Genomic DNA, 14801 nt, shown 5'->3' with positions numbered 1-14801 from the left:
GCGCCGATGGTACTGCAGAGGGGACTCTGTGGGAGAGTAGGACGCCGCCGAACAATTTTTAGCTCCGGTCTCCGGTAGCCAGTGATGGTTGCCGGAGAACGGAGCATTTTTGCGTTCCGGGGGAGCTGCCGGAGCCCCAGGGCACGGTGTGCTTGGGCCGGAAGGTAGGGTCAGGGGGCATTGTCGGCACATTTCCCACAGGAGGCCCCCGCGTGGAGGTCCAGGAGACGCGGGTCCAGACGGATCGCGTCCTCACCATCCCCAACATTCTGAGCATGGCACGCCTGGTAGGCGTACCGGTGTTCCTGTGGTTGATTCTGTGGCCGGAATTCGGCGGGCCCAAGGCCGATGGCTGGGCACTGCTCGTCCTGGCCCTGAGCGGAGTCAGCGACTATCTCGACGGTAAACTCGCCCGCCGCTGGAACCAGATCAGCAGTCTGGGACGCATCCTCGATCCGGCTGCGGACCGGTTGTACATTCTTTCCACTCTCGTGGGACTGACATGGCGGGAGATCCTGCCGCTGTGGCTCACCGCGGCGTTGGTGGCACGGGAACTCATGCTCCTGATCGCCGTCGGATTCCTTGGCCGGCACGGATACGGCCCGCCCCAGGTGAACTTCCTCGGCAAGGCGGCGACGTTCAACCTCATGTACGCCTTCCCGCTGCTCCTTCTCAGTGACGGGCATGGCTGGCTTCATACCCTCGCTGCTGTTTTCGGATGGGCTTTCGCCGGATGGGGTACGGCGCTCTACTGGTGGGCAGGAATCCTCTACGTGGTTCAGGTCCGCAGGATCATCAGGGCGGACGCCACAGCCGACTGAGCTCGCCGAACAGGTAATACCAGTGCCACCTGGCGCCCGTACGTGAGAACAGTGGGCGATCCAGACGGGTGAAGTCGGCAAGACCGTCGTCTCTTGGAGGAGGACGCTTCCGACATGAAGGCCGTTGTGATGGCCGGTGGTGAAGGCACACGCCTTCGCCCCATGACGTCCAGCATGCCCAAACCACTGCTCCCCGTGGCCAATAGGCCGATCATGGAGCATGTACTGCGGCTGCTGAAGCGGCACGGTCTCACCGAGACCGTGGTAACCGTGCAATTCCTCGCCTCGCTCGTCCGGAACTACTTCGGCGACGGCGAAGAACTCGGCATGGAACTCACCTATGCCAATGAGGAAAAGCCTCTCGGCACCGCGGGCAGTGTGAAGAACGCGGAAGAGGCCCTGCGGGACGATGCTTTCCTCGTCATTTCCGGTGACGCCCTCACCGACTTCGACCTGACCGACCTCATCCGCTTCCACAAGGAGAAGGGGGCCCTCGTCACCGTCTGTCTGACGAGGGTTCCCAACCCCCTCGAGTTCGGCATCACCATCGTCGACGAGGCCGGCAAGGTCGAGCGGTTCCTGGAAAAGCCCACCTGGGGCCAGGTCTTCTCGGACACCGTCAACACCGGCATCTACGTCATGGAGCCCGAGGTCTTCGACTACGTCCAGTCCGACGTCTCCGTCGACTGGTCGGGCGATGTCTTCCCGCAGCTGATGAAGGAAGGCAAGCCGATCTACGGCTATGTCGCGGAGGGCTACTGGGAGGATGTCGGCACCCACGAAAGCTACGTGAAGGCACAGGCCGACGTTCTCGACGGCAAGGTCGATGTCGAGATCGACGGCTTCGAGATCTCGCCAGGTGTCTGGGTGGCCGAAGGTGCCGACGTCCATCCCGACGCCGTACTGCGCGGCCCGCTGTACATCGGGGACTACGCCAAGGTCGAGGCGGATGTGGAGATCCGCGAGCACACGGTCATCGGCTCCAACGTCGTGGTGAAGAGCGGTGCGTTCCTCCATAAGGCGGTCGTGCACGACAACGTCTTCATCGGGCCCCGGACCAATCTCCGGGGCTGTGTGATCGGGAAGAACACCGACATCATGAGTGCCGCCCGGATCGAGGACGGAGCGGTCATCGGGGATGAATGCCTGGTCGGTGAGGAATCGATCGTCCAGGGCAATGTACGGGTCTACCCGTTCAAGACGATCGAGGCCGGCGCCTTCGTCAACACGTCGGTGATCTGGGAATCGAAGGGGCAGGCACATCTTTTCGGCGCCCGCGGGGTCTCCGGAATCCTCAACGTCGAAATCACACCGGAACTCGCCGTACGGCTCGCCGGTGCCTATGCCACCACCCTCAAGAAAGGCGCCACGGTCACCACGGCACGCGACCATTCCCGGGGCGCCCGAGCGCTCAAACGCGCTGTGATCTCCGCGCTCCAGGCCAGCGCCATAGACGTACGGGACCTGGAGAACGTGCCGCTGCCGGTGGCCCGGCAGCAGACCGCACGGGGCAGCGCCGGCGGCATCATGGTCCGCACCACGCCGGGCGTGCCCGACTCCGTCGACATCATGTTCTTCGACGCGCGCGGCGCCGACCTTTCCCAGGCCGGGCAGCGAAAACTCGACCGTGTCTACGCCCGCCAGGAATACCGCCGCGCCTTTCCCGGCGAAATCGGGGATCTGCGTTTCCCGTCCAGCGTCTTCGATTCGTACACCGGATCCCTGCTGCGGGCGGTGGACACCGAAGGGCTCGCGGAATCCGGGCTGAAGGTCGTCGTCGACGCGTCCAACGGCAGTGCCGGGCTGGTCCTGCCGAGCCTGCTGGGCCGCCTCGGCGTGGACGCCCTCACCATCAACCCCGGCCTGAACGAAGCGCGGCCGACCGAGACGGGCGACGCCCGTCGCAAGGGACTCGTCCGCCTCGGCGAGATCGTCGCGTCGGCGCGGGCGGCGTTCGGCGTGCGCTTCGACCCGGTCGGCGAGCGGCTGTCGCTGGTGGACGAGCGGGGCCGGATCATCGAGGACGACCGTGCGCTGCTGGTGATGCTCGATCTGATCGCCGCGGAGCGCCGCAGCGGCCGGGTGGCGCTGCCGGTGACGACGACCCGTATCGCCGAACAGGTCGCGGCGTACCACGGTACGCAGGTCGAGTGGACGACGACGTCGCCGGACGATCTGACGCGGGTCGGGCGGGAGGACGGCACGGTCTTCGGCGGTGACGGGCGCGGCGGCTTCATCATCCCGGAGTTCAGCAGCGTCTTCGACGGCTCCGCCGCGTTCGTGCGGCTGCTCGGGCTGATCGCGCGGTCGCAGATCACGCTCAGCCAGATCGACGCACGGATCCCGCGGGCCCATGTGCGGCGCCGGGACGTCGCGACGCCGTGGGCGGTCAAGGGCCTGGTCATGCGGAACGTCGTCGAGGCCGCGGGGGACCGGTCCGTGGACACCACCGACGGCGTCCGCGTCGTGGAGGCGGACGGTCGGTGGGTGCTCGTGCTCCCCGATCCCGCGGAGGCGGTCACGCACCTGTGGGCGGAAGGCCCCGACGAGGCGTCCGCGGACCAGCTGCTGGACGAGTGGTCAACGGTGGTTGACGGCGCGGGGCGCTGACCTGGGCCCCACCGGCGCGCCGCGATTCGGCGCGCCGGTGGGGCCATTGGGTGACCGCGCGGGCGACGTGCGACGATGTGCGGCATGTCGCAGCAGCGCCCCGATCGGAGCAGTCCCCGGAGACCGGCCGCGCGCCCCGACGCGTCCATGTCGCTGCTGACCAACGTGATGGATCACAGCCTCGACGACGGATACGCGGAGGCCGCCGAACGGAAGGCCGCCGCGGGCGTCGGCGGAGGGCTGCCGCGTACGCTGCGTGCGAAGTTGGGGCTCGCCGCCGGCCTGGTGCTCGCCGCGGTGGTGGTGACGGTGGGCGCCGCGCAGGCGCGGATATCCGCGCCGACGCTGGCGAAGGAGCGTGAAGAGCTGATCAACCGCATCCAGAAGGGCACCGACGAGGCCGACGCGCGGCAGCACCGGGTCGACGCCCTGCGCGACTCCGTCGGCGCCATGCAGCGTGAGGCGCTGCGGCGGCACGGCGGGGACAAGGCGGAACTGCTGGCGCTGCTGGCCGGTTCGACGCAGGTCACCGGCCCCGGCGTGAAGCTCGTCATCGACGATGCCAAGGACGCGGAGTCCGGGAACGGCGGCGGCCCCCGGGAGAGCAACGGTTTCTCCGACACCGGACGGGTACGCGACCGGGACATGCAGCGTGTGGTCAACGGCCTGTGGCAGTCCGGAGCGGAGGCGATCTCCGTCAACGGGCAGCGGCTGACGTCCCTCTCGGCGATCAGGGCGGCGGGAGACGCCATACTGGTCGACAACAAACCGCTGGTACCGCCGTACACGGTGCTGGCGGTGGGGGACGGGCAGCGGCTCAGCACCGCGTTCCAGGACAGCGTCGACGGCCGGTATCTGCATGTGTTGCAGGAGAACTACGGCGTGCGCACCCGGATTTCCGTGGAGGGTGAGGTCACCCTGCCGCCCGCGCCCAGTTTGATCGTACGCACCGCAAAGCCGCAGACGGGCGCCGCGAAGGCGGACGGCGCCGACATAGGGAAGGGCACATCGTGATCGCCGTATTGGGGCTCATCGTGGGGGTCGTGGTCGGGCTCGTGGTCCGGCCCGTGGTGCCGACGGTGGTCGAGCCCTACCTCCCCATCGCTGTGGTGGCCGCGCTCGACGCCGTGTTCGGCGGCCTGCGCGCGATGCTGGACGGCATCTTCGACGACAAGGTCTTCGTCGTGTCGTTCCTGTCGAACGTCGTGGTCGCCGCGCTGATCGTGTTCCTCGGGGACAAGCTCGGCGTCGGCGCCCAGCTCTCCACGGGCGTGGTCGTGGTGCTCGGCATCCGGATCTTCTCCAACGCCGCCGCGATCCGCCGGCACATCTTCCGGGCGTGAGGCGGATGGCGAACGACGAGACCCCCGAGCCGGAACGCCCGGCGGACGACACATCCGCCGACGGAACGCCCCGCTCCCGCGAGGACCGGCCCTCGCAGGGCACACCGGATCACAAGCCGGGCGGCGAGATCGCGCGACGGCCGCGGCCCGAGGCCCCGGTGCGCCGCCCGGAGGCGGACCTCCCGGCGCGCCGCCACCAGGCCGAAGCCCCGGCGCGCCGTGCGCTCCCCGATGCCGACGAGGTTTCCGTACGGCGCGAGCTTCCCCAGGCCGAGGGCGGGGCGCGGGCGGCGGCGGACCGGCGGCCGATGCCGCCCGAGAACCGGGCGCGGCCGGACGGCGGAACGGCAGGCGCAGGTCAGGACGGTGCGGGCGGTACCTACGATCCGGGCGACGCAAGCGTCGCGTCCGGGGGTGCCTCCGGCGGCGGTGACGGCGCCGGAGGGCGGCCGAACGGAGCCGCGGCGGGCGGCGACGGCGGGGAGCCGCCGCTGACCGGGCGCCGGCGGCTGCGCGCCGCTCTGTGGCCGCCGCGGCTGACCCGTGCTCAACTGATCGTCGCCGTGCTGCTGTTCATTCTCGGTCTCGGCCTGGCGATTCAGGTACGTTCCACCAGTGACAGCAGCGCGCTACGGGGCGCGCGCCAGGAGGACCTGGTGCGCATCCTGGACGAACTGGACAACCGCTCGCAGCGGTTGACGGACGAACAGCGGCGCCTGGAGGGGCAGAAAACCGAGCTGGAGAACAGTTCGGACCAGGCCGAGGAGGCGCGTAAGCAGACCGTGGAGAAGGAACAGCAGCTGGGCGTGCTGGCCGGGACCGTCGCGGCCCAGGGGCCCGGCATCCACCTGACCATCGACGACCCGACGCACTCCGTGGAGGCGGACAAGCTGCTCGACACGATCCAGGAGCTGCGCGCCGCGGGTGCCGAGGCGATCCAGGTGAACGCCGTCCGTATCGTTGCGAACAGTTACCTCTCGGATGTCCGTGGCGGGGTGGAGATCGACGGCAAGAGGGTCGTGCAGCCGTACCGTTTCAAGGTCATCGGGAAGCCGCAGGATCTGGAGCCGGCGCTCAACATCCCCGGTGGCGTGGTGCAGACTCTGGAAAAGGAGCAGGCCACGGTGGCTGTCACGGATGAGCAGAAGATCATTGTGGATGCCTTGCGAGAGGCGAAGCGGCCTGACTACGCTCGGTCGTCATCGCAGTGAGAGAGACGCGTATGGGGATGGCCCGGGAAGGGCATGAGGTAGCGGGGGGTCGACGCACCGTGTATGGGGCGTGTGAGGGAAACTGTCGGAAGGCCGCGGACGTTCACAGGATGTCCGGATCGGCCGGTGTGTGCATCGAGGGTTCGTCCTGCCCCACGGGCGGGTCTGTTTCGTACAAGGGGAATCGCCCGTGAAGTTGTTTGGAAAGCTGTTCGGCAAGAGTGCACGTCAGGAGGGCGGCAGCGGCACGGCGCGGCACCGTGCCCCGAGCCGGCCCGAGGAGAGCGACGCCGAGCGTCCGCTCTTCCGCGACGAGGTCGCGGGTGCCGCCGGGGCGGGTGCCGGTGATCCGTCCGGTGCCGGCCGCATAGGTGCCCAGGGCGCGGCGGCCTTGGCCTGCCCGCGGTGCGGTCACCGGAACGCCGAGGCGGGCAAGTTCTGTTCGCAGTGCGGTGCGCCGCTGCGTGCGGGCGGACAGCCCGAGCGTCCGTCCGAGACGACGTCGACGATCTCGATCTCGGGTATCGAGGCGTACGACGGCGAGACCACGGGGCAGAACCTCAGCCCCGCCCTGTCGCCCGAGGCGCAGGCGGCGGTCGACGCCCTGCCGCTGGGCTCCGCGCTGCTGATCGTCCGCCGGGGGCCCAACTCCGGCAGCCGCTTCCTGCTGGACGGGGAGCTGACGACGGCGGGCCGTCATCCGCAGAGCGACATCTTCCTCGACGATGTGACGGTCTCCCGCAGCCATGTGGAGTTCCGCCGCGGTCAGGACGGTGTCTTCACCGTCGCCGACGTCGGCAGCCTCAACGGCACCTACGTCAACCGCGAGCGGATCGACTCCGTGGCCCTCGCCGGTGGTGACGAGGTGCAGATCGGTAAGTACCGCCTGGTCTTCTACCCGAGCCAGCGGGGCGCGGGGATCTGACCGGCCAGGGAAGGCATATGCGTCATACACCGACAGGTGGTGCCGGTACGTCCGGCACCACCTCCTCGGACGGCAAGCCGGTGAGCATCGGTGCGGTGCTCGGCCTGCTGCGCGAGGAATTCCCCGAGGTCACGATCTCCAAGATCCGCTTCTTGGAGGCCGAGGGACTCGTCGAGCCGACGCGTACGCCTTCCGGGTACCGCAAATTCACCACCGCCGACGTCCAGCGGCTCGCGAGCGTGCTGCGGATGCAGCGCGACCACTACCTTCCGCTGAAGGTCATCCGCGAGCACCTCGACGCCCAGGAGCGCGGTGAGGAGCCGCCGCTGCCCGCCCCCGCGCCCTCCCGGGACCTGCTGGAGGGCGCCCCCGAGATGGAGGAGGAGCGGCCCGCGACGGCCCGCATCGGCCGCGCCGAGCTGCTCGCCGCCGCCGAGGTGGACGAGTCCGAGCTGGCCGAGTGGGAGTCGTACGGCCTGCTCACCGCCGACGCGGACGGCGGCTACGGCAGCGACGCCGTCGGGATCGCCCGGCTCGTCGCCGACCTCGGCCGTTTCGGGCTCGAACCACGCCATCTGCGGGCCGTGAAGGCGGCCGCGGAGCGTGAGGCGGGCCTGGTGGAACAGGTCGTCGCGCCGCTGCGGCGGCACCGTAATCCGCAGACCAGGGCGCACGCGGAGGCCACGGCCAGAGAGCTGGCCACGCTTTCCGTGCGGCTGCACGCCGCGCTCGTCCAGAGCGCGCTGCGGACCCCTCTGCCATGAGCAAATATCTGCCCGACTACCCAAACCTGCCGGGCACGTCCTAGGGTTGCTGTGTGAACGAGCTCGACGTCGTGGGTGTCCGGGTGGAAATGCCTTCCAGCCAACCGATCGTGCTCCTGCGGGAGGTGGGAGGCGATCGTTACCTGCCCATTTGGATCGGGCCGGGGGAGGCCACCGCCATCGCCTTCGCCCAGCAGGGCATGGTCCCTGCCAGGCCGCTGACGCACGACCTTTTCAAGGACGTGCTGGAAGCGGTGGGCCAGGAGCTGACGCAGGTCCGCATCACGGATCTGCGCGAGGGGGTGTTCTACGCCGAATTGGTCTTCGCCAGCGGGGTGGAGGTCAGTGCGCGGCCGTCCGACGCCATAGCGCTGGCGCTGCGCACCGGTACGCCGATCTTCGGTACGGACGGTGTGCTGGACGATGCCGGTATCGCCATCCCGGACGAGCAGGAGGACGAGGTGGAGAAGTTCCGCGAGTTCCTCGATCAGATCTCGCCCGAGGACTTCGGCACCAACAGTCAGTGACAGCGGCCGGTGGCGGTGGCTCGCGGTACTCCGCGGGAAACTCGCCACCGGCTGATTCTTTTCGGCCAATCCATCACGCCTTCCCCGTCCGGAGTCACGGGAAACCACTCGTGGGGTGATTATCACTCGGCGTGGCGAGCGCGGCGATCGTTGACGCACCCCGAGTGACTGCATACCGTCGAGATGGCAGGTCCCGTCCGGGACGTGGAGGACGGAGGGCGGCGTGGCAATCACCGGCGACGGTACGGCGGAAGGGGCGTTGCCGCTCCCCTCGAACGTGACGGCGGACCGCACCCCGGTACAGGCCGCCGCGGTCCCGGCGGAGCGCGCGACGGCGATCATCGGCTACCGCGGCCCGACCGCGTGTGCGGCCGCCGGCATCACCTACCGGCAGCTCGACTACTGGGCCCGTACGGGGCTGGTCGAGCCGAGTGTCCGCCCGGCGTACGGCTCGGGCACCCAGCGGCTCTACAGCTTCCGCGACGTCGTCGTCCTGAAGATCGTCAAGCGGCTGCTGGACACGGGTGTGTCGCTCCAGAACATCCGCACCGCGGTCCAGCACCTGCGTTCCCGGCAGCCGGCCGATCTGACGCGTATGACGTTGATGAGCGACGGCGCGACGGTCTACGAGTGCACCTCCCCGGACCAGGTGGTCGATCTGCTGCAGGGTGGGCAGGGCGTCTTCGGTATCGCCATCGGTGTGGTGTGGCGGGACGTGGAGAGTGCGCTGTCCCAGCTGCACGGTGAGCGGGTGGACACGGGGGAGACCCTGGCCGGGCAGAACCCGCACGACGAGCTGGCCCGGCGGCGCAACCGCGCGGGCTGAGCCCCGGCCGCTGCCGAGCCGGCCTCCGCCGGGCGCTCCGGCCCTGCTCGGGGCCGATTGTCAGTGGTATGCGGCAGCATCGGTCGTGTGAGACGTGCGCCGACGATTCTGCATCTCGACATGGATGCGTTCTTCGCGGCCGCCGAGCAGGCGGCCAAGCCCAGCCTGCGCGGTAAGCCGGTGGTCGTGGGCGGGATCGGGCCGCGCGGCGTTGTCTCGACCGCGTCGTACGAGGCGCGGGTCTTCGGGGTGCGGTCGGCGATGCCGACGGCCCAGGCGCGCCGGCTGTGTCCCAACGCGGCGTATCTCAGTCCGCGCTTCTCCGTCTACCGCCGGGTCAGCGACAGCGTGATGGAGCTGCTGCACGCGCTGTCGCCGCTGGTCGAGCCGTTGAGCCTGGACGAGGCGTTCGTCGATCTGGAGGCGGGCGGTGTCGCGGACGACTCCGGGTCGGCCCGCGCGGTCGGTGAGCGGCTGCGGCGCGACATCCGGGAGGTCACAGGGCTGACGGGTTCGGTGGGGCTGGCCGGGGCCAAGATGCTGGCCAAGATCGCGTCGGAGGCGGCCAAGCCGGACGGCCTGCGGATCATCGAGCCGGGCACCGAACGGGAGCTGCTGGGGCCGATGACCGTCCGTACCCTGCCGGGCGTCGGACCGGCGACGGCCGAGGCGTTGCGCCGGGCCGGGATCACGACCGTCGCGGAGACCGCCGAGGCGGGGGAGGCGGAGCTGGTACGGCTGCTGGGCAGGGCGCACGGGACGGGGCTGTACGCGATGGCGCTGGGCCGCGACGACCGGCCGGTCGTCGCCGAGCGGGACGCGAAGTCGGTGTCGGTGGAGGACACCTTCGAGGTCGACCTCACCGACCGCACCCGGGTGCGCAACGAGCTGGTGCGGCTGGCGGAGCGGTGTGTGGAGCGGTTGCGGGCCGCCGGCCGTTCCGGCCGTACGGTCGTGATCAAGGTGCGGAACTACGACTTCTCGACGCTGACGCGGTCGGAGACGCTGCGCGGGCCCACCGATGATCCCGCGGTGGTGCGGGAGGCGGCGATCCGGCTGCTGGATCTGGTCGACACCACGGGCGGGGTGCGGCTGCTGGGCGTGGGGGTGAGCGGGCTGGCCGACTTCACCCAGGAGGACCTCTTCGCCCAGCTGGCCACGGAGCAGGAGGCCGTCGAAGCAGCGCACGCCCTGGAAGCGGCGGCGAGCGGGGAGGCGAGGGGCGAGGCGGAGCCCGAGGAGGAGCGGCCGCGCCGCTGGCATCCCGGGCTGGACGTCGTCCATGACGACTACGGCGCGGGGTGGGTGCAGGGCAGCGGGGTGGGGCGGGTGACGGTGCGGTTCGAGCAGCCGTGGTCGGCGCCGGGGCGGGTGAGGACCTTCGCCGTGGACGATCCGGCGCTACGGCCCGGGGAGCCGTTGCCGCTGGTCGGCGGCGGGCCGACGACGGGCTCCGCAGCGGGCGGGGCGGGCGCGGGAGCGGCGCCGGTCAGGAGCAAAGGGGGCGGGCCGGACGGTGTGTCCGGCCGCTCGATATCCGGTCGGCCGGAGCGGGCGCCGGCGGAAGAGCCGGTGTCGGCGCCGGGGCCGGCCCCGGCGCCGGAGGATCGAGGCGCGGACCGCCGGTGAGCGGGCCAGCTCCGCTCCCGGGATTCAGTCGTCCGCTCCCGCGATGTTGCCGAAGTTCTTGTCGGCGGGAGGCCGCTCGACGTCCGCGGGGGAGGTGATGTCCAGCCGGTAGTGGTGGTACAGCTGGAGTTCCTGCTCGGGGGAGAGGTGGCGGCCGACGCCGAAGTCCGGGGCGCCCTTGATCAGCTTGCGGTCGTAGGGGATGTGCAGGGCGTCGTCGACCAGGCGGCTCGGCTCCAGGGGGACGAAGGCGTCGCGGCTGAAAAGTCCGGTGCGCACTGCCGCCCATTCGGGTTCGCCGGTCGCGTCGTCGAGGTAGACCTCGTCCACGGTACCGATCTTGGCACCTTGGCGGTCGTACGCCTTGCGGCCGATCAGGCTCCGCGGGTCGATATCGGTTTGCACGGCCCCTCCAACTGGTCGCAACTGCCTGGTCACACCTACCAAACGGCACATTTCTCATGTCGGCCACTCGAAGGATCCCCCGGATGACGCGCTGGTAGGCTGGCAAATGGCCGCTGACCCCGTGCGGGAGAGTCCACGTCGTTCGCGGCGCGGACGCCGAAGGAGCAAATCCTCCCCGGAAACTCTCAGGCACACGTACCGCTCGGACGAGGTCACTCTGGAAAGCAGGGCGGGCCACGGACGACGCAGCGCCGGAAACCCCTCCTCACCGACGGTGAAAGCCGGGTCGCGGTCGCGGGCCGGTGAAGCTCTCAGGTTGAGATGACAGAGGGGGAGGCCGTCCGGGCACCAGCGCCGTGGTGCCCCTCGTAGGTCGTTGAGACCAGGAGGCCCCCGCAGATGACCACCAATCGCATCCCCCTGACCGAGCTGGAGCGCGGTACGCCCTTCGAGCACCGGCACATCGGTCCGGACCACGAGGCGCAGGCGAAGATGCTCGCGCAGGTCGGATTCGGTTCGCTGGACGAGCTGACCGCCGCCGCGGTGCCCGACGTGATCAAGAGCGCCGAGGCGCTGGGGCTGCCGCAGGGCCGTTCGGAGGCGGAGGTCCTCGCCGAACTGCGCGGTCTCGCCCAGCGCAACCAGGTCCTGTCCTCGATGATCGGCCTCGGTTACCACGGCACGTTCACCCCGCCGGTGATCCTGCGCAACGTCATGGAGAACCCCGCCTGGTACACGGCGTACACCCCCTACCAGCCGGAGATCTCGCAGGGCCGGCTGGAGGCGCTGCTGAACTTCCAGACGATGGTCGCCGACCTCACCGGCCTGCCGACCTCCGGTGCGTCGCTCCTGGACGAGGGCACCGCCGCCGCCGAGGCCATGGCGCTCTCCCGGCGGGTGGGCAAGGTCAAGCAGGGCGTCTTCCTCGTCGACGCCGACTGCCTGCCGCAGACCGTCGCCGTCATCCGGACGCGCGCCGAACCCACCGGTGTCGAGGTCGTCGTCGCCGACCTGAGTGACGGCATCCCCGCCGAGATCGCCGAGCGGGGCGTCTTCGGTGTGCTGCTGCAGTACCCGGGGGCGTCCGGCGCGGTCCGCGACCCGCGTGCCGTCATCGCGCAGGCCCAGGAGCTGGGCGCCGTCGTCACCGTCGCCGCCGATCTGCTGGCCCTGACCCTCCTCACCTCGCCGGGTGAGCTGGGCGCCGACATCGCGGTGGGCACCACCCAGCGTTTCGGTGTGCCGATGGGCTTCGGCGGTCCGCACGCCGGCTTCATGGCCGTACGGGAGAAGTTCGCCCGGAGCTTGCCCGGCCGCCTGGTGGGCGTCTCCGTCGACGCCGACGGCACCAAGGCGTACCGCCTCGCCCTGCAGACCCGCGAGCAGCACATCCGCCGTGAGAAGGCCACCAGCAACATCTGTACCGCGCAGGTGCTGCTCGCCGTCATGGCCGGGATGTACGCGGTCTACCACGGCCCGGACGGGCTGGCCGCCATCGCCCGCCGCACCCACCGTTACGCCACGGTCCTCGCCGAGGGCCTGACGGCCGGTGGCGTGGAGCTGGTGCACGGCGCGTACTTCGACACCCTCACCGCCCGGGTGCCGGGACGGGCCGCCGACGTCGTCGCGGCCGCCCGGGAGGCCGGTGTCAACCTCCGTCTGACCGACGCGGACCATGTCGGCATCGCCTGCGACGAGACCACCGGCCGGACGCAGCTCGCCGCCGTCTGGCGCGCCTTCGGCGTCTCCGGTGACGTCGAGCAGCTGGACGCGGCGGCCGCCGACGCGCTGCCCGAGGGGTTGCTGCGGACCGACGGCTACCTCACCCACCCGGTCTTCCACCAGCACCGTTCCGAGACCGCGATGCTGCGCTACCTGCGCCGGCTGTCCGACAAGGACTACGCGCTCGACCGCGGCATGATCCCGCTCGGCTCCTGCACGATGAAGCTGAACGCGACGACGGAGATGGAGCCGGTCACCTGGCCGGAGTTCGGGCAGCTGCACCCCTTCGCCCCCGCCGAGCAGGCGCAGGGCTACCTCAGCCTCATCCAGGAACTGGAGGAGCGGCTGGCCGCCGTCACCGGCTACGACAAGGTCTCCATCCAGCCGAACGCCGGCTCCCAGGGTGAGCTGGCCGGTCTGCTGGCGGTGCGCGCGTACCACCGCGCCAACGGCGATGAGCAGCGCACCGTCTGCCTCATCCCGTCCTCGGCGCACGGCACCAACGCCGCGAGCGCCGTGATGGCCGGGATGAAGGTCGTCGTCGTCAAGACCGGCGAGGACGGCGAGGTCGACACCGACGACCTCCACGCCAAGATCGACAAGCACCGTGACGAGCTGGCCGTCCTGATGGTCACCTACCCCTCGACACACGGCGTCTTCGAGGAGCACATCACCGAGATCTGCGCCGCGGTGCACGACGCGGGCGGTCAGGTCTACGTGGACGGCGCCAACCTGAACGCGCTGGTCGGACTCGCCGAGCCGGGGAAGTTCGGCGGCGACGTCTCGCACCTGAACCTCCACAAGACCTTCTGCATCCCGCACGGCGGGGGCGGCCCCGGTGTCGGCCCGGTCGGCGTCCGCGCGCACCTCGCGCCGTACCTCCCCAACCACCCGCTCCAGCCCACCGCGGGCCCGGAGACCGGCGTCGGCCCGATCTCCGCCGCCCCCTGGGGCTCGGCCGGCATCCTGCCGATCTCCTGGGCGTACGTCCGGCTCATGGGCGGCGAGGGTCTCAAGCGCGCCACCCAGGTGGCGGTGCTCTCCGCCAACTACATCGCCAAGCGCCTGGAGCCGCACTACCCGGTGCTCTACACCGGGCCCGGCGGGCTCGTCGCGCACGAGTGCATCATCGACGTCCGGCCGCTCACCAAGGCCACGGGCGTGAGCATCGACGACGTCGCCAAGCGGCTCATCGACTACGGCTTCCACGCCCCGACGATGTCGTTCCCGGTGGCCGGCACGCTGATGATCGAGCCGACCGAGAGCGAGGACCTCACCGAGCTGGACCGCTTCTGCGACGCGATGATCGCCATCCGCGCGGAGATCGAGAAGGTCGGCAACGGCGAGTGGGACAAGGACGACAACCCGCTGCGCAACGCCCCGCACACCGCGGACGCGCTCGGCGGTGAGTGGGCGCACCCGTACACCCGCGAGGAGGCCGTCTTCCCGGCGGGTGTCGTGGCGGCGGAGAAGTACTGGCCGCCGGTCCGCCGCATCGACGGCGCCTTCGGCGACCGTAACCTCGTCTGCTCCTGCCCGCCGCTGACGGAGTACGACGGCTGACGTCCGCGCAACGATGAGGGCCCTCGGCGATGTCGCCGGGGGCCCTTTGACGTGCGACGGGTCAGACGGTGGTGGCGACCCGGGAGGCGCAGTCCGGACGGTGCGGGGCGATGACCTGACCGTCCGGCAGAAGCTCACCGGTGTCCTCGAAGAGGAGAACGCCGTTGCACAACAGGCTCCAGCCCTGCTCCGGATGGTGCGCCACCGGATGTGCGGCTTCCCGGTCGGTGGAGTCGGCGGTCGGGCAGGGCGGCTGGTGCTGACACATGGGCACTGTCTTTCGCTGCGGATGGGTGAACGTCGTCGTGCGGCTCGATGAACTCGAAGTGGTCATGGCCGCTTCCCCCGTTTCCTTCGGTTGGGCTCAAGTGTTGCCCTGCGGACGGATTTCCGCAGGGATTTCGCAGCAGTGGTACGCACTCGATACGGACGTGTCACCCGTGCGGGCGGTTGCT

The 14801-nt window shown here is 70.1% G+C and carries 13 protein-coding genes and 2 riboswitches; of the genes, 11 read left to right on the top strand and 2 right to left on the bottom strand.

Features of this window, described 5'->3' with window-relative positions; translation table 11 throughout:
* Positions 1-212 precede the first annotated feature (212 nt).
* The 10 genes from ACZ4M8_RS26155 to ACZ4M8_RS26110 all read left to right on the top strand — a co-directional run bounded on the left by ACZ4M8_RS26155 (position 213) and on the right by ACZ4M8_RS26110 (position 10656).
* Positions 213-821 carry a CDP-alcohol phosphatidyltransferase family protein gene (locus ACZ4M8_RS26155; RefSeq protein WP_467611297.1) on the top strand — a complete coding sequence of 203 codons (609 nt, stop codon included), beginning with the start codon at positions 213-215 and terminating at the stop codon, positions 819-821.
* 114 nt (positions 822-935) lie between these two features.
* Complete coding sequence (locus ACZ4M8_RS26150) at positions 936-3431, top strand: sugar phosphate nucleotidyltransferase (RefSeq protein WP_467611295.1); 2496 nt, start codon at positions 936-938, stop codon at positions 3429-3431.
* A 75-nt stretch (positions 3432-3506) separates the two neighbouring features.
* On the top strand, positions 3507-4445 hold the full coding sequence (locus ACZ4M8_RS26145) for a DUF881 domain-containing protein (protein ID WP_467611293.1): 939 nt from the start codon (positions 3507-3509) through the stop codon (positions 4443-4445).
* Complete coding sequence (locus ACZ4M8_RS26140) at positions 4442-4774, top strand: small basic family protein (RefSeq protein ID WP_030282870.1); 333 nt, start codon at positions 4442-4444, stop codon at positions 4772-4774. Before ACZ4M8_RS26145 ends, ACZ4M8_RS26140 begins: the two co-directional genes overlap by 4 nt.
* 308 nt (positions 4775-5082) lie before the next feature.
* Positions 5083-5985, top strand: a complete 903-nt coding sequence (locus ACZ4M8_RS26135; RefSeq protein ID WP_467611330.1) for a DUF881 domain-containing protein — start codon at positions 5083-5085, stop codon at positions 5983-5985.
* A gap of 130 nt (positions 5986-6115) precedes the next feature.
* Complete coding sequence (locus ACZ4M8_RS26130; protein ID WP_467611291.1) at positions 6116-6910, top strand: FHA domain-containing protein; 795 nt, start codon at positions 6116-6118, stop codon at positions 6908-6910.
* 17 nt (positions 6911-6927) lie between these two features.
* A complete protein-coding gene (gene ftsR / locus ACZ4M8_RS26125; RefSeq protein ID WP_467611289.1) occupies positions 6928-7674 on the top strand; it encodes a transcriptional regulator FtsR in 747 nt (248 codons plus the stop codon).
* A gap of 53 nt (positions 7675-7727) precedes the next feature.
* Positions 7728-8201, top strand: a complete 474-nt coding sequence (locus tag ACZ4M8_RS26120; protein ID WP_006606439.1) for a bifunctional nuclease family protein — start codon at positions 7728-7730, stop codon at positions 8199-8201.
* A 223-nt stretch (positions 8202-8424) separates the two neighbouring features.
* Entirely contained in the window at positions 8425-9027 is a 603-nt protein-coding gene (locus ACZ4M8_RS26115; protein WP_467611287.1) for a MerR family transcriptional regulator, read from the top strand.
* An 87-nt stretch (positions 9028-9114) separates the two neighbouring features.
* The gene (locus ACZ4M8_RS26110; protein ID WP_467611285.1) at positions 9115-10656 is read left to right on the top strand and encodes a DNA polymerase IV; all 1542 of its coding nucleotides are present in this window, start codon (positions 9115-9117) and stop codon (positions 10654-10656) included.
* Positions 10657-10680: 24 nt separating this feature from the next.
* Here the strand turns inward: ACZ4M8_RS26110 and ACZ4M8_RS26105 are convergent, their stop codons facing one another.
* Entirely contained in the window at positions 10681-11112 is a 432-nt protein-coding gene (locus ACZ4M8_RS26105; RefSeq protein WP_467611283.1) for a PRC-barrel domain-containing protein, read from the bottom strand.
* A 63-nt stretch (positions 11113-11175) separates the two neighbouring features.
* A riboswitch (glycine riboswitch) is annotated at positions 11176-11272 on the top strand.
* Positions 11273-11399: riboswitch (glycine riboswitch) on the top strand. It begins immediately after the preceding riboswitch.
* A gap of 61 nt (positions 11400-11460) precedes the next feature.
* Between ACZ4M8_RS26105 and gcvP the strand changes: the two genes are divergently transcribed.
* A complete protein-coding gene (gcvP, locus tag ACZ4M8_RS26100; RefSeq protein WP_467611281.1) occupies positions 11461-14346 on the top strand; it encodes an aminomethyl-transferring glycine dehydrogenase in 2886 nt (961 codons plus the stop codon).
* Positions 14347-14407: 61 nt separating this feature from the next.
* Here the strand turns inward: gcvP and ACZ4M8_RS26095 are convergent, their stop codons facing one another.
* On the bottom strand, positions 14408-14614 hold the full coding sequence (locus ACZ4M8_RS26095; protein WP_467611279.1) for a DUF5999 family protein: 207 nt from the start codon (positions 14612-14614) through the stop codon (positions 14408-14410).
* Positions 14615-14801 lie beyond the last annotated feature (187 nt).

The sequence above is a fragment of the Streptomyces sp. NPDC027185 genome (assembly GCF_055567035.1).
Note: the sequence above shows the minus strand (reverse complement) of the source record. Positions and strands in the feature narration are given on the sequence as shown.

What these genes read in the sequence shown, in the direction of transcription:
- ACZ4M8_RS26135 (WP_467611330.1), top strand. Translation starts at nt 5,083, where the DNA reads ATGCCGCCCGAGAACCGGGCGCGGCCGGACGGCGGAACGGCAGGCGCA.
- ACZ4M8_RS26145 (WP_467611293.1), top strand. Translation starts at nt 3,507, where the DNA reads ATGTGCGGCATGTCGCAGCAGCGCCCCGATCGGAGCAGTCCCCGGAGA.
- ACZ4M8_RS26095 (WP_467611279.1), bottom strand. Translation starts at nt 14,614, where the DNA reads ATGTGTCAGCACCAGCCGCCCTGCCCGACCGCCGACTCCACCGACCGG.
- ACZ4M8_RS26150 (WP_467611295.1), top strand. Translation starts at nt 936, where the DNA reads ATGAAGGCCGTTGTGATGGCCGGTGGTGAAGGCACACGCCTTCGCCCC.
- ftsR (WP_467611289.1), top strand. Translation starts at nt 6,928, where the DNA reads ATGCGTCATACACCGACAGGTGGTGCCGGTACGTCCGGCACCACCTCC.
- gcvP (WP_467611281.1), top strand. Translation starts at nt 11,461, where the DNA reads ATGACCACCAATCGCATCCCCCTGACCGAGCTGGAGCGCGGTACGCCC.
- ACZ4M8_RS26105 (WP_467611283.1), bottom strand. Translation starts at nt 11,112, where the DNA reads ATGTGCCGTTTGGTAGGTGTGACCAGGCAGTTGCGACCAGTTGGAGGG.